This window comes from Butyrivibrio sp. XPD2002 (assembly GCF_000423945.1).
GTDB lineage: Bacteria > Bacillota > Clostridia > Lachnospirales > Lachnospiraceae > Butyrivibrio.
Genome location: NZ_AUIY01000013.1, coordinates 49,552 through 63,050 on the forward strand (window position 1 = coordinate 49,552; position 13,499 = coordinate 63,050).

The following is a 13,499-nucleotide window of genomic DNA, read 5'->3' on the forward strand; positions in this document are numbered from 1 at the left end:
ATGGAGAAAAATGCGGAAGTAAAGGATACAGGGAAAAAGAAAAATAAGAAGGTTGCTTTCTTTGCGGTGCTAATAGCTGTAGTTCTGGTGGTCACTGCTGTCGTAGGGGTGAAGATATATCAGAAAAACAAGGTGTCCGCTGCGGCGGCAAATGAGATAACCGTTGGAGAGGGACAGGAGCTGGTTTATGCGAAGATCACCTCCATCGCCGGGAATGATATGGAAGTTAGCATTTTGAAGGAAGCTGAAGGAAAGGGATACCCCTTTGGAGATAGGCTCTCTGGTGAAAGACCGGAGAAGCCATCAGGTGATTTTCAGCCAGGCGAGATGCCTTCAGGAGGTTTTTCTTCAGGGGAGAAGCCATCCGGAGATGGTTCAGACTCTAAGAGGCCTGAGAGAAGTGTAAAGCAGTTTGAGGAGACAGGTGAGACTGCAGAGTTTGAGATTCCGGTGGGGACAGAGGTCATAACCAAGCTTGGAACAACGGTGACCTTTTCATCACTTTCAACAGGCGACACTATAGCTATCGCAGTGGAAAGCGGAAAAAATATAATCGACAAAATCTGGGTTGTAGAATAGACAGGATAAAACATGAGTATGATAAAAATGGTCAATATCTGTAAGGGATTCTCGCTGGGCGAGGACAAGGTTCAGGTATTGAAAAATGTGAATTTCAATGTGGAAAAGGGGGAATTTGTGGCAATTCTGGGTCCTTCGGGCTCCGGAAAAACCACCCTGATGAATATCATCGGATGCATGGATGTGACTGATACCGGTGAGTACTTCCTGGACGGACAGGCGATACACAGCATGGAGGAGCAGGATCTTGGTAATATCAGGAATAAGGAGATAGGGTTCATTTTTCAGAATTACCAGCTAATCCCCACCTATAACATAATGCAGAATATCATAATGCCACTGATAGTAAGAGGCATGAGCACGCCTGAAGCAGAGGAAAAGTGCATAGATATCATCAAGCTTCTGGGATTGGATCACAGACTCAGGCACAAGCCCAATGAACTATCCGGTGGTCAGAAGCAGAGAGTATCCATTGCCAGAGCATTGGTGGGAGAACCCGCGATACTGCTGGCAGATGAGCCTACAGGAGCGCTGGATAGGGCCAGTGGCCAGGATGTTCTTAAGCTTTTCAGGGATTTGAATGAGATGGGGCACACCATAGTGATGATAACCCATGATCTGGGTGTTGCTCAGCAGGCATCAAGGATCGTGCATATTGTAGATGGACAGCTTTCGGAGGATAAATAGTAAATTCCGTGGTCATATTTTATAGGATACAAAACACTGTGATATTTGTGTGATAGTCCTCCTGCTAATATGTACTCAGGAAAGGGAAAACAACAGATTTTAAATGAGGAGGACACTATTATGATCTATGAAATACTTATGTTTTTTGGAATTCATGTTAAAAGATATATCACCTGCTCATCAAACAGATGATTGTATCGCATAAAAGGGCAGCCGCGGTAGCGATGCTTTACCAAGGTGTAGCCCTGATTAAATAAATAATAACCACAGCAAAGGTGGCGTGCGCTTCACCGGAGCTGTGGTTTTCTTTGTGTTTGAACATTGTACTGTAATTCTGCGTGATTCCTTAGTAAAATATACAGGTGAAGAATGTTAAGAAAGAGAATAAAACAGAATCTACGGACGGTAACATAGAATGATAAATAAAATCTGGGAATTAATTCATAAGAACGACACGGTAATATTTTTTGATATCGACGGAACTCTGACCAGCTACAATTACGGAGAATACCATGCCCATCATGAGCTGGATTTCACACCGGAATTCAGGGAAGTCAACATTTATGCTGACTGCAGAAGGCTTGAACCAATCTATAACTTCATAAAGGGGCATGATATGGACAGGATATTCTGCATTTCAAGAGAGCCCCACGGACATGAGGCCTGGAAATCAGAGATGGTAGAGAGGCTCTATGGGATTCCTGCAGATCATTGCTACTATACTTTGGATGCTTCCGAAAAGCCGCAGATAGTGAAGGGCGTGGTTAGCAGGCTTTTTCCGGATATTTCTCCTAAATCCGTTGTATGTATAGATGATAACGATGAAACCCTTGGGATGTATATGAAAGAGACACCTTTTTGTACGGCCCATCCCATGTTATTCATGGAATACAGTGAAAATAGAGGCTGAATGCGTGTAAAATGCTTCAGCCTTTTTTCATGGAGTTATTGTTTGAATAGAAAATCTTAGATAGAAAGTGCGAGGATAAGTATGGAAGATAATATAAGAATTGTTGAAGAGCGTATATCAGCAGAGGAATACATAGAGTTTTTGAAAAGAACCGACCTTGGTTCCCAGTACCCTAAGGAGCGGTTTGCCGAAAGGATTGCAAGGCTTGTAAAAAATGTATCAATAAGCTTAGTTGCAAGGAATGAGCAGGGGCTGGTTGTAGGAGTGCTCTTTGGACTCACGGATTTTTGTTACTGGCTATATATCACTGATCTGGGGGTAGACAGAGACTACGAGAGACAGGGCATAGCAAGCATGCTTATGAAGACTGCTCATGAGATAGCAGGTGGTGAGAAGGACATAGCGGTGTACCTTATAGCGAATGAAAATGCAGTGCCTTTTTACAAGAAACTGGGCATGAAGTTCGCTGATGATGTCATGCAGTACAACCACATAGAATGGACAGAGTGGACGGTAGAGTGAGGGATATAGGCAGGCATGGAAATCGCAGGAGCACTGGCTTTTTGCTCGCGGGAGGTACATTTCTGTTTGATGTACTGGGTGGCGCGAACAAATTTAATCATACTGGAAGCTGGGGATTACTTGCTTTAGGGCCAAAATGCTAATTTGACGTGTAGCCTGGGAGGAGATGAAAAGCGCCACTACTTGAAAAAGAGCCGGAATCTTTACAATGTCGCGTAGTTTTGGACAATCCAAGAGGTGCAAATACTTGAAAAAAGTGAAAAATCTTTGCATGTCCCGTAGGCCGGGACCTTTTAAAGGGTAAAACTACTTGACCCAAGACGAAAATCTTTAGAAAGACCCGTAGCCTGGGACTTTCTAAGAGAAAGAGCTACCGAACAAAAGGCAAAAAACCTATGAAGGACACGTAATCGAATAAATAAAAAACCTCTTTACTGGTCTGTGCAGTAAAGAGGGCATTTATCTTATTTATGATACATATCAAATCAGAGGGCTCTGATCCATTTCCCCTTGAAGTAGTAAATCACAAAAATGATCGTGCTGACCGACCAGGTCAAAGGATAAGCCCAGAATATCACGTTTACTACGGGGATGAGTCTTACAATTATAGTTATGTAGGTTATTCTGAGGAGACACCAGCTGGAGAGCATGACAATCATGGGAACTGTCGTCTTTCCTGCGCCCCTGAATATTCCTGCGAGACAGTGGCTAAGTGCCAGAAGGAAGAAGAACAGACTCTCAGTTCTGGCTTGCGCTGTACCGATTGCAAGGACAGCAGGTTCACTTGAGAACATCCTCAGGAAAACCGGGGCATAGGCAAAAACAGCTACGCCAATAAGCTCAGCGCTTCCAACACCGATGGCACTGCCGATAACGGCGCCTTTTCTGACTCTCTTTATTTCACCGGCGCCAAGATTCTGACTGACAAAGGTTGTCAAAGCCATGCAGATGCAGGTGATAGGCAGAAAAACGAAGCCTTCAAGCTTGGAATAGCTTCCGCAGCCAGCCATGGCCTCTGAGCCAAAAGCATTTATGTTGGACTGAACTACGACATTACCTATTGCGATGACACTATTCTGTATGCCGGTCGGAATACCTATCTTGAGCTCTTTTCCCAGAAGATTCATATCCATCCTGAGCTTGTTTAAGTAAATCCTGTGGGGGCCGTCAACCTTCATCAGCTTCACGAAGGCCAGAAGAGCACTGATAAATTGCGCTATTATCGTAGCAAGTGCAGCGCCTCCGATTCCAAAACCAAGGTATTTTACAAATGTAATATCAAGAACTGTGTTTATCACTGTGCTGACAACAAGGTAATAAAGGGGCCTTTTGGAGTCACCCACGGCCTGAAAGACGCCGCAGCAGGCGCTGTACAGAATATTGCCGAGGCCTCCAAGGAAATATATCTTGAAGTACAACACGGAATTGTCCATTACATCAGACGGCGTCCCCATCCACCTAAGAAGAATGGGTGTGAAAAAGTAGCCAAATACAGTCATTGCAATACCCATGAGGATTGCAAAAGCAATTCCTGTGTGGGTTGCCTTTGAGACTTCCTTGTTATCCTGGGCGCCATAGCTTTTGCCGATAATAACGCTATTGCCCATGAACAGACCGTTGATAAAGCCTACCATCAAAAAGATAAGGCTTCCCGTGGTGCTGACGGCAGCCAAAGCTTCCTTGCCGAGGACGTTTCCGACAACCACGGAGTCGACGATACTATATAACTGCTGAAGAAGCTGTCCGAGAAACAGCGGAACAGCAAACATTATTAAATTCTTTGTAATAGAGCCTTTTGTCATGATATTTCTAAAACCATCCTTAAAATGCATCCAATGTTAGGGCACAGTATTCCTTTCTATCACTTTTTTACGTTTTGTGCAATCTTTTTACTGAGTATGTTAAAAAGCTATTAGTATGGAAAAGTGGAAAAATATGCGTAAAAAAGCTATTATAGAAGGGTTTGAGGGATGAAACTATGAAAAAGGAAAGATTGTAGGTGGAGTATGAGAATAATTGAGAGCTGTGCAGAGTGCCTGTACGATAAACAAAAGCACCTGACAGATAATGAGGAATATTTAAAAGAAATCAAGAACCTGATTGATAACAGGGGTGAGGATGATACGTCGCCTTATCTTGTCTATCTTTTTGGACAGGTGCATGAGAAGTTCTTTGGAAAAAGGGCATCCTATAAGGATGTAAAGAAAAAGTACAATGATCTGGTGCTTTCTCTGGAGGATGAGATAAGAAGAAAAATCGAGGAGTCGGAGAATCCGCTGGAAACAGCACTGGCGTATGCAAGAGTCGGAAATTACATCGATTTTGGCGCGATGAACAGTGTCGATGAGGGTACTTTCCTTTCACTTATTGAGGATGTCGAGGTTCACGACAGAGACAGAAAAACTATCGATTCTTTTGTAAAGCAGCTGGGAGAAGCTAAGACATTTCTTCTTATTACAGATAATTGCGGTGAAATTGTTCTTGATAAGCTTTTCATCGAGCAGCTTAAGAAGCGATTTTCACACCTTGATGTAAATATCCTGGTTAGAGGCGGCGAGGTGCTAAATGACGCAACGATGCATGATGCAGAATATGTAGGAATGGATAAGCTTGGCAGAGTTATTTCCAATGGCAATCCGGTCGCTGGTACTGTTTATGGCATGCTTTCTGACGAGGCAAAGGACATTCTGGATAATTCAGATGTAATCCTTGCTAAGGGTCAGGGCAATTATGAATCCCTGTGCAAACAAGGCAGACATATTTTTTATTCCTTCCTGTGTAAGTGCGAACTGTTTACAAGCAGATTCGAGGTTCCAAAGCTCACAGGAATATTTGTAGAGGAAGTGTAAAGGGTAATGTAATCAGAATTGTAATAGACAAAGATGGAAATGAAATTTCCAGGGAGGAAGAATGAGACTAGAAAAGAATTTGACTTGCGAGAGAATTACCATTAGGAACTACAAGACAGCCGATCAGGAATTTTGTACCGGCATGTGGTTTGATGAAGAAAATGGAAAGTATTTAAGTGATCCTACAAAGGATTATGTTGATGAGGTGTATCAGAACGCTATTGATAGTATGGAAGACAGTGATGATGGCTATTATCTGGTGATCGAGAATAAATCTGAAGGAAAAAGCATAGGAACCAGCTGCGCTTTTCCAAATGAAGACAGAAGCAACATTGATATAGGCTATTGCATCAATAAAGAATACTGGCGTAATGGTTTTGCTTCAGAAGCGATCCAAAAGCTTATAGAGTGGGCAAAAGAGCAGTCCATCAAAACCGTAACAGCAGAGGTGGCAAAGGATAATATTCCCTCCTGCGGGCTTTTAGACAAGCTCGGATTCAAGGTAAAAAGCGAGACAACCTATAAGAAATATCATATGGATATTGAGTTTGACAGCTATATTTACGAGCTGGCAATCTGAAAATATTACATAAATATTACAAAAGTTGACAAAAGGTTACTTCATGTAATAAAATACATACTCAGATGCGCAAAACATCAGAGCTACAATTGGCTATTTGCCAATTGTAACAGTATTAAGGAGTATGTATTTTGTTTAAGAAATTGTTATGCATGGTAACTATTGTGGTTGGTATTATGTTTACCAACGAGGTGACGGTACAGGCAGAGGAGGCTGTTGAAACAACGGTTGAATCAAGTGAAGAGGTAATTGCTGAAGAGGCAGAGGAAACTGAAGAAGCAGAAGAGCCTGCACCTGAAGCTGAGGAGGAGACTCCGGCACCTGCAGAGGAAGCTCAGGCACCCGCACAGGCAGAAGCTCCTGCACCTGCACAGAATTGTCCCATCGCTCTTCCGGCAGAAGTACACACATATTGCGAGCAGGCCGCTGCAGAATTTGGTATAGACAGTAATATTCTTAAGGCGCTTGTATATACAGAGAGTAAAGGTAATGCAGCAGCAAAGAATAGATGTTACATCGGTCTTACACAGCTTAATCCCAGTAATTTTGGTGCAGCAATAGCTACACTTGGAGCAGATCCTAATGATGCATATCAGAATGTAAGAATCTGTGCATATATGCTTTCAGGCTGGATGGCAAAATATGGAAATATGTATATTGCACTTGATTGCTGGCACCAGGGAGAGAGAAGCGCAGCAGCTGCAAACAGAACAGATGGTACTAATTACAGCAGAACAATCTGCTCAAATGCGCAGTTACTTGCAACAGCATGAATAATTGAATAACTAACAATATATAAAAATGACCAACGGGAAATGTACGAATGACAAATCCTCGTTGGTCTTTTTTATCTTTGAAAATGCTTTCCATAATTATTCCAGAAATAGTTATATTCATCATTTTTTGCGAAAATGAATGCGTAATTAGAATTTCTTTTCTCCCGCTTAAGATAACTTAACTGATCCTGCTGATAGGGCGCTGAAAACGTCCTGTTATCGTAAAGAACAATCAGCGGAACATCAAAAGTGTTTTTTTCTGAAATAGTCTCTTCTTCATTTCCATCCTCGATAAATCTGAGAGGAATCTTCACAAGCTCTGACATAAAATAGTCTGAAATATCAGGCATATCTTCGTCCTGCGAGCTTAGGAAGATGCGAACCCATTCCTCCCCCATACCTGCGGAGGAATAAGCCTCAGCAGATTGAACAGAGGGAGAAAACATGGGCAGATTAACTTTTTTACCATAAACAAGCTTTTTTATCGTCTCTGGCGACAAATAGAATTCTTCAGCTATCTCCATAATCGATTTTCCTGCAGAATACCTGCTACAAATCAGAGTGTTACGCTTGCTGAGCCTGCTCCGGTATCCCGAAGCTTCACCCCAGCCCTTGGGCTTTTCACTTTTGGGAATATATATCAGTTTTCCTTCTGCATATTTCTGGACCTCTGCCAATAGCGCTGCAGGCAGGATATCCTTTGCATTTTCATATTTCATTAAGCTGTCTCCGATGTTAGTTTTGACATGCGATCTTCCAGTTCATTTATGGACTTCACGATTGAATTGCAGGACTCCAGATCATCAATCGATGCATGCCATCTCAGTGTTGCGATTCCCTTTGTATATGCCATGCAAAGGAACCTCTCCTTGAAGTTCTCTATCTGGATGTTTTTCTTTTTAGCATACTCGTAAAGCTTTTCCGGCACCAGAAGATATGGCTTGTTCAGATCAAGTATTGCAAAATCCATCATAAAATCCATGATTCCGGCTCTTCCCCAGTCTGCACAATAGGTTTTTCCGGATTCATCTACTATTATGTTGCGGAAAAATGTATTGTTATTAACAAGAAAACGTTTGCCCTCGCAGAATGGAGCATACTTTAATGCTTTTTCTGCTATTTTATAGTAATAATCCTCTTCAAGGAAGGTTGTGCCAAACATCTGCTTCCAATTTTTCCAATAGCCCTCTGTAGGCTCTTCAATCAGCTCTGCCTTGATGAACGCCTCTATGGTGTCGAAAGGAGCGTTGTTGTCCTCGTTAAACTCGCCATATCCAGTTTCGGAAGAAATATCTGTTCCGGCGATCTCGAAGATCATATCAAAAAAGTTCTCATAGCAGCCTTCAAACTCCTCCGGTGTCAGTTCGTTGGCATTACGTCCCTTAGGACTTAAATTTATTTTATCCTTAGTAAGATTCTTTATAAAAATATCCCTGTTCATAATGTACCCCTTTTTTGCCAGTAATAAGTTTCTGTTACGTGTCAAAGCGCTTTTACAATTGTTATGATAGCAAGGTAGTTCATATAGATATATAGAGAAAATAATTATAACAGAACTATACCTATTGATTGTTGTGGTATTATAGAAAAATGGGGGAAATAATAGGGGAGCTGAAATATGGGGAAAAATGAGTAAACAAAACAATTTCACTGAAGGTCCTATACTTGGACCGCTTTTAAAATTTGCCATACCTGTGCTTTTTGCACTGTTTCTGCAGTCTCTGTACGGTGCAGTTGACCTTATGATAGTAGGAAAATTCGCTGCCGCTGCAGATGTTTCCGGTGTTTCAACGGGTTCACAGATCATGATGACACTCACTAATTTTGTGAGTGCCCTTTCCATGGGAATGACAGTATTCCTGGGCCAGAAGATAGGTGAGAAAAAAGCAGAAGAGGGCGGCGAAATAGTTGCTAACGGTATTATGCTGTTTTTCACAATAGGAATCGCATTAACGTTGCTTATTCCCGTGTTTGCGCCGGGGCTTGCATCCCTTATGAATGCGCCTGCAGAGGCCTTTGACCTTACTGTTTCATACATCAGAATATGCGGACTTGGCATCATCGTAATCATCTCATACAACCTTATCGGTAGTATTTTCAGGGGACTTGGTGATTCCATGACACCGCTTATAACCGTGCTTATTGCCTGCATTTTCAATATTGTGGGAGACCTTGCTCTGGTTGCCGGTTTTGGCATGGGCACGAAGGGTGCAGCGATTGCGACAGTAGCTGCGCAGTTTATCAGTGTAGCGATTTCATTAGTTATGATAAAAAGGAAAACTCTTCCGTTTACCATAAGCAGGAAGTGCTTTGTGCTTCGTAAGGAGCATATCGCCAAAATCCTCTTTATCGGTACACCCATTGCGCTGCAGGATTTCCTGGTTGGAATATCCTTCCTTGTAATACTGGCAATTGTTAATTCACTTGGACTTGTGGCGTCAGCGGGAGTGGGAGTTGCCCAGAAGGTATGCGGCTTCATAATGCTCATACCGTCAGCGTTTGCGCAGTCCATGTCGGCATTCGTATCACAGAATCGTGGTGCGGGCAAATTCGACAGAGCCTTCAAGGGCTTAAGATACGCCATAGGTGTTTCATTTATAGTAGCAATAGTTATGTTCTACGCGGGATTTTTCCATGGAGATCTGTTGTCAGGCATTTTTGCTAACGACACGGACGTAATTGCAGCCTCCTGGGATTATCTGAAGGCCTATGCTATCGACTGCCTGTTTACATGCTTCCTGTTCTGCTTCATTGGCTTTTTCAATGGCATGGAATATACGAAGTTTGTTATGGTTCAGGGTATAATCGGAGCTTTCCTTGTGAGGATTCCGGTTTCATACATTATGAGTAAGCAGGATCCGGTTTCGCTTTTCTACATAGGACTTGCGACGCCTTGTTCAACGGTAATGCAGATAATCATGTGCTTCGGATGTCTGTTTTATTTAAAGAAGAAATTGAATTATAATTAACAAAGACGTTTTTTGAGGGGAAAAACAAATCATGTCTACGTTTTTTACAAAATCTAAGGTAAGGGCGATGGTTGCGTCCTTATCTCTTTTGGCATCGATGAAAAGCCGCTGGAGCTTATAGAAAACATAATTCAGTCTGATATAGACAATGGATTTTCCAGTGCTCAGCTTGCGATTATAAAGGATGGAAGGCTTGTTTATCAGAATGCCTGGGGCTTGCAGAATTCCTATGATCAGAATGGGAAGCAGAAGCTCATAGACAAGGCTGAGGAGGATGCAGGAAAACCGCTTGGTGAGGATCATTCCCTGAGGGCGGCGCTGAAGGCTCTTGAGGAGGTTTCGAAAAAGTAAAAGTTGTGGAGAAATATTGATGGCAGACAAGATAGTAATGGGGTATTGGGACTGCCCTTCCTGTGGAAGTACCGGCATTCCCGGAACGACATACGATTGTCCAAACTGCGGAAGACAGCGTGGTAAGGAAACGAAATTCTATATGAAATCCGGAGAAGTTAAGTATGTTCCCGGACACAAGGTAGTAGGAGCTGACTGGTACTGCGAATACTGCGGAGCACTGAACTCAGCAGGTAGAACAAGCTGCGAAAACTGTGGCGCGCCCAAAGCGGAAAGCAAGGATGATTATTTTTCTCTTAAAGAGCCTAAGCCAAAGCCTGCAGTAAATACAGGGCAAAGCGCACAAACGAATAAGGCTGAAAACCAGTCATTTTCGGATAAAAAAAGGCATCTTCCCTTATGGATATGGATTGCGGCAGGAATCGTACTTACTATAATCATTTCGAATCTAATTTCATCTTATGTCAATAAGCCGAGGGAATACACTTTTGATGTCCAGGAGATGGCCTGGGAAAACACAATTGATATTGATGAATACAAGACCTTCCGGGAATCGGACTGGTATCTTCCGAATGGAGCCCGGCTGGCATATACTGCTACAGAGATCCGGAGCTATGAATCGGTCCTGGATCATTATGAAAGTGTGACAAAGTCCAGGCAGGTTGAGTCGGGCGGCCATTATGAGACCAGCTACTCAGATAATGGAGATGGAACATTTACAGAGCATGAAAATTATGTACCGGATTATACTACTGAGTATTACACGGAGGATGAGCCGGTTTACAGGCAGGAACCGATATATGACACCCGATATTATTACGATATAGACAGATGGGAATATGAACGGTCAGAGACCACTTCCGGGAAGGATAAAAATCCATACTGGCCAGAACCAGAGCTGAGTGAGAAGGAAAGGGAATCAGGTCGCTCTACTAAGTACACAATGAGTGGCGTATTGCATTACCGGTCATTTGGGAAAGATAAGGAAAAAACCGTGACTTATGATATTCAGGAGTCATGGTGGAAGGAAATAAAAGAGGGACAAACTATAATACTTACTTTAGAAGGAGAGGAATTAACGGGATGGGATACTTGAAAAACATGAAAAAAGGGAACTTATTTGTTGGGGCGATGCTTATCATGACGATGGCGGCTGCAGGCTGCTCTTCACAGAAGAATGTGCCTGAATCTGAGGAGGTAGTAGAAGAGCTTCCGGAAGCTACTGAGAATTGGAATAAGGAGATTGAAGAAGTAAAGGAAGAGGTAAAAGAAGAAGTAGTTCAGGAAGCTGAAGCCGGTGAAGAGGTTGATAAGGCAGATGAGGCTGAAGTCAGTACCGACGGTGTTGTTAGCATCTGCGATGAAGATACACAGTTTGACTATGATAAAGACTACTATGCAGAGATTGCAGCAGCTGTAGATAATGCAGTTCGCCAGGCAGGTTCTCTTGAAGAAGAGTTCGCAGCTATGGACGATATCCATGAAGTGATTACGAAGCGTAGAGATCCTGACCAGACACAGTATGAGATGAATGTAGCATCAAAATGGTACTATCAGGTTTGGCAGGCAGAACTGGCTAATTTGCTGGTTCGAACCTGTGATGCTGTCGATGAGGACACCAAAACCCGCTTAGAGACTGAACAGAAAAACTGGGATGCTATGCTTGGTGACGCGGCTACCCAGTTTAACGGGCCAAGTGAAGAGGGCGGAAGTATTTATCCTATTCTTTACAATGGTTATATGGAAGATGCTACTAAGAGAAGATGCTATTATCTGGCATCTATTCTTGCAGAAGCCTCAGGTTCATCATATAGCTATCCTGAGAAGGAATTCCTTGGTTCCTATATTGATGATGAGGGAACAGGTGAAGTATACAGCATTCTTGCCGTTCGAAGCGGATGGGAATCAGACTGCGAGGCAGCTATAACTCTGTATAGACTTGGAGATCTTAAAGGACCCGTAACAGAAGAATCTGATGGAACTCTCAAGTTCACCTCGGAAGATGGTCTGGTAACAGGAATCATCACCTGCAGCAACGCCGGTGCAACCTTTGAAGTTACTGAGGCTGACGCTACCAGCATTGTTGCAGCAGGAGATAAATTTGAATTCCCGATAGTATACTGATCAGTATTCGTATAAAGCAGAATCGTCGATGTCAGATACCTTTGAAAAGCCTGTGTTACTCATGATATACCGGAGCTCACTACCGATTCCTTCAAGGAATTTTACGACGCCGGGAGTACCATCCTTTTCAAGGGATGGCATCATGGATCTGCCTACAGCTGCAGCATCTGCGCCAAGAGCGAGCGCTTTATATACATCTGCGCCACTGGCGATACCGCAGTCTACAATTATGGTGATATCTTTATCCTTCAAAGCTTCTTTGATGTCAGGAAGAATCATCATTGGCGGAACTGCATAGGGAAGACGACCGTGATGGTGACTCACGATAATGCCCTTTGCACCGATTTCTGCGCATTTGAGGGCGTCCTGTACGCTTAAAACACCCTTAACAATAAAGGGAAGCTTTGTGGATTCAACATAGGAGCGGAGCATATCTGAGGTTTGAGGCGCCATTTCTTCGCCGATAACAACATCATAACCATCAGGACCAAAGATATGGTCGATATCCATGCCGATTCCGAAAGCGCCCGCTTCCTCTGCGAACTGGAACTGATCGCGAACTTTTCCGTTATCTGCATAGGGCTTTACTATTCTTACGGTTTTTGCACCGGTATCTATTATTTTCTGGAACATATCGTTTTCCATCATTCCACAGAAATTCAGGATGTTACTTTCTTTTGCTGCTAAGGAATACTCCTCAAGACCGCTTAATTCTCTGCCATTAAAGCTTTTCAGATGGGAAAATGCCGGTGTAAGTACGGGCATTGAAAAGCTCTCGCCAAACAGAGTTGTGCTGATATCAGCTTTAACTGAATCGATCAGCCTCTCTTCAATAAGTATTGAATCCATGTATCTTTCAGTGATTTCATTTGCATCAGATAGTCTTGTATAAGCCATCAAGTACCTCCTTAAGATAATTCATGTTTTATGTAAAAGAATGATAAATAAATCTTAGCAGACATATGAGACTATTCCTACTCAATATTTGATATGTCATATTTCATTTTTTGGTAGTATTGTTCTTAGGGATATTTTTGTTTAATCTTTTATTTGGAGGTTGGGGATATAAAAATGGAACCTGACATATCGTGTCCGGTAGGTAAATATGGCATTTCTCGCTTTGTGTCGTGGCACTTACAGGACAGATTTTTT

At 42.7% G+C, this 13,499-nt stretch carries 15 protein-coding genes; 11 read left to right on the forward strand and 4 right to left on the reverse strand.

From position 1 onward, the window contains the following. From G587_RS0108085 to G587_RS0108100, 4 genes are all read left to right on the forward strand, one after another. A complete protein-coding gene (locus G587_RS0108085) occupies positions 1-579 on the forward strand; it encodes a hypothetical protein (RefSeq protein ID WP_026491823.1) in 579 nt (192 codons plus the stop codon). A 12-nt stretch (positions 580-591) separates the two neighbouring features. Beyond that, entirely contained in the window at positions 592-1,266 is a 675-nt protein-coding gene (locus G587_RS0108090) for an ABC transporter ATP-binding protein (RefSeq protein WP_026491824.1), read from the forward strand. A 415-nt stretch (positions 1,267-1,681) separates the two neighbouring features. Then, the gene (locus tag G587_RS0108095; protein ID WP_026491825.1) at positions 1,682-2,176 is read left to right on the forward strand and encodes a hypothetical protein; all 495 of its coding nucleotides are present in this window, start codon (positions 1,682-1,684) and stop codon (positions 2,174-2,176) included. Positions 2,177-2,257: 81 nt separating this feature from the next. Further along, on the forward strand, positions 2,258-2,698 hold the full coding sequence (locus G587_RS0108100) for a GNAT family N-acetyltransferase (protein WP_026491826.1): 441 nt from the start codon (positions 2,258-2,260) through the stop codon (positions 2,696-2,698). Positions 2,699-3,183: 485 nt separating this feature from the next. Here G587_RS0108100 and G587_RS0108105 read toward each other — a convergent pair whose 3' ends face one another. After that, positions 3,184-4,530, reverse strand: coding sequence for an MATE family efflux transporter (locus tag G587_RS0108105; protein ID WP_026491827.1), 1,347 nt, complete (start codon positions 4,528-4,530; stop codon positions 3,184-3,186). Between the two features lie 174 nt (positions 4,531-4,704). Here G587_RS0108105 and G587_RS0108110 point away from each other — a divergent pair, with 174 nt between their 5' ends. The 3 genes from G587_RS0108110 to G587_RS0108120 all read left to right on the forward strand — a co-directional run bounded on the left by G587_RS0108110 (position 4,705) and on the right by G587_RS0108120 (position 6,900). Further along, positions 4,705-5,547 carry a damage-control phosphatase ARMT1 family protein gene (locus G587_RS0108110; RefSeq protein WP_026491828.1) on the forward strand — a complete coding sequence of 281 codons (843 nt, stop codon included), beginning with the start codon at positions 4,705-4,707 and terminating at the stop codon, positions 5,545-5,547. Between the two features lie 61 nt (positions 5,548-5,608). Further along, positions 5,609-6,127, forward strand: a complete 519-nt coding sequence (locus G587_RS0108115) for a GNAT family N-acetyltransferase (protein ID WP_026491829.1) — start codon at positions 5,609-5,611, stop codon at positions 6,125-6,127. 131 nt (positions 6,128-6,258) lie between these two features. Beyond that, on the forward strand, positions 6,259-6,900 hold the full coding sequence (locus G587_RS0108120; RefSeq protein ID WP_155829456.1) for a transglycosylase SLT domain-containing protein: 642 nt from the start codon (positions 6,259-6,261) through the stop codon (positions 6,898-6,900). 74 nt (positions 6,901-6,974) lie between these two features. Here the strand turns inward: G587_RS0108120 and G587_RS25830 are convergent, their stop codons facing one another. Next, positions 6,975-7,622, reverse strand: a complete 648-nt coding sequence (locus G587_RS25830; RefSeq protein ID WP_196812537.1) for a CD3324 family protein — start codon at positions 7,620-7,622, stop codon at positions 6,975-6,977. Next, positions 7,622-8,344 carry a hypothetical protein gene (locus tag G587_RS0108130; protein ID WP_026491831.1) on the reverse strand — a complete coding sequence of 241 codons (723 nt, stop codon included), beginning with the start codon at positions 8,342-8,344 and terminating at the stop codon, positions 7,622-7,624. Before G587_RS0108130 ends, G587_RS25830 begins: the two co-directional genes overlap by 1 nt. 187 nt (positions 8,345-8,531) lie before the next feature. On the opposite strand from G587_RS0108130, the gene G587_RS0108135 reads away from it, so the two are divergent. From G587_RS0108135 to G587_RS21965, 4 genes are all read left to right on the forward strand, one after another. Continuing rightward, positions 8,532-9,872, forward strand: a complete 1,341-nt coding sequence (locus G587_RS0108135) for an MATE family efflux transporter (RefSeq protein ID WP_026491832.1) — start codon at positions 8,532-8,534, stop codon at positions 9,870-9,872. A 216-nt stretch (positions 9,873-10,088) separates the two neighbouring features. After that, positions 10,089-10,223 (forward strand): hypothetical protein, encoded by a 135-nt coding sequence (locus tag G587_RS26480; RefSeq protein ID WP_256379310.1) that lies wholly within the window; start codon positions 10,089-10,091, stop codon positions 10,221-10,223. Positions 10,224-10,242: 19 nt separating this feature from the next. Next, positions 10,243-11,319: a zinc finger Ran-binding domain-containing protein gene (locus tag G587_RS0108145; protein ID WP_026491833.1), complete on the forward strand. Its 1,077-nt coding sequence runs from the start codon at positions 10,243-10,245 to the stop codon at positions 11,317-11,319. 5 nt (positions 11,320-11,324) lie between these two features. Continuing rightward, positions 11,325-12,347, forward strand: coding sequence for a lysozyme inhibitor LprI family protein (locus G587_RS21965; RefSeq protein ID WP_196812538.1), 1,023 nt, complete (start codon positions 11,325-11,327; stop codon positions 12,345-12,347). On the opposite strand, the gene G587_RS0108155 is transcribed toward G587_RS21965, so the two are convergent. Then, positions 12,348-13,244, reverse strand: a complete 897-nt coding sequence (locus G587_RS0108155) for an alpha-hydroxy-acid oxidizing protein (protein WP_035786124.1) — start codon at positions 13,242-13,244, stop codon at positions 12,348-12,350. Positions 13,245-13,499: the final 255 nt, after the last annotated feature.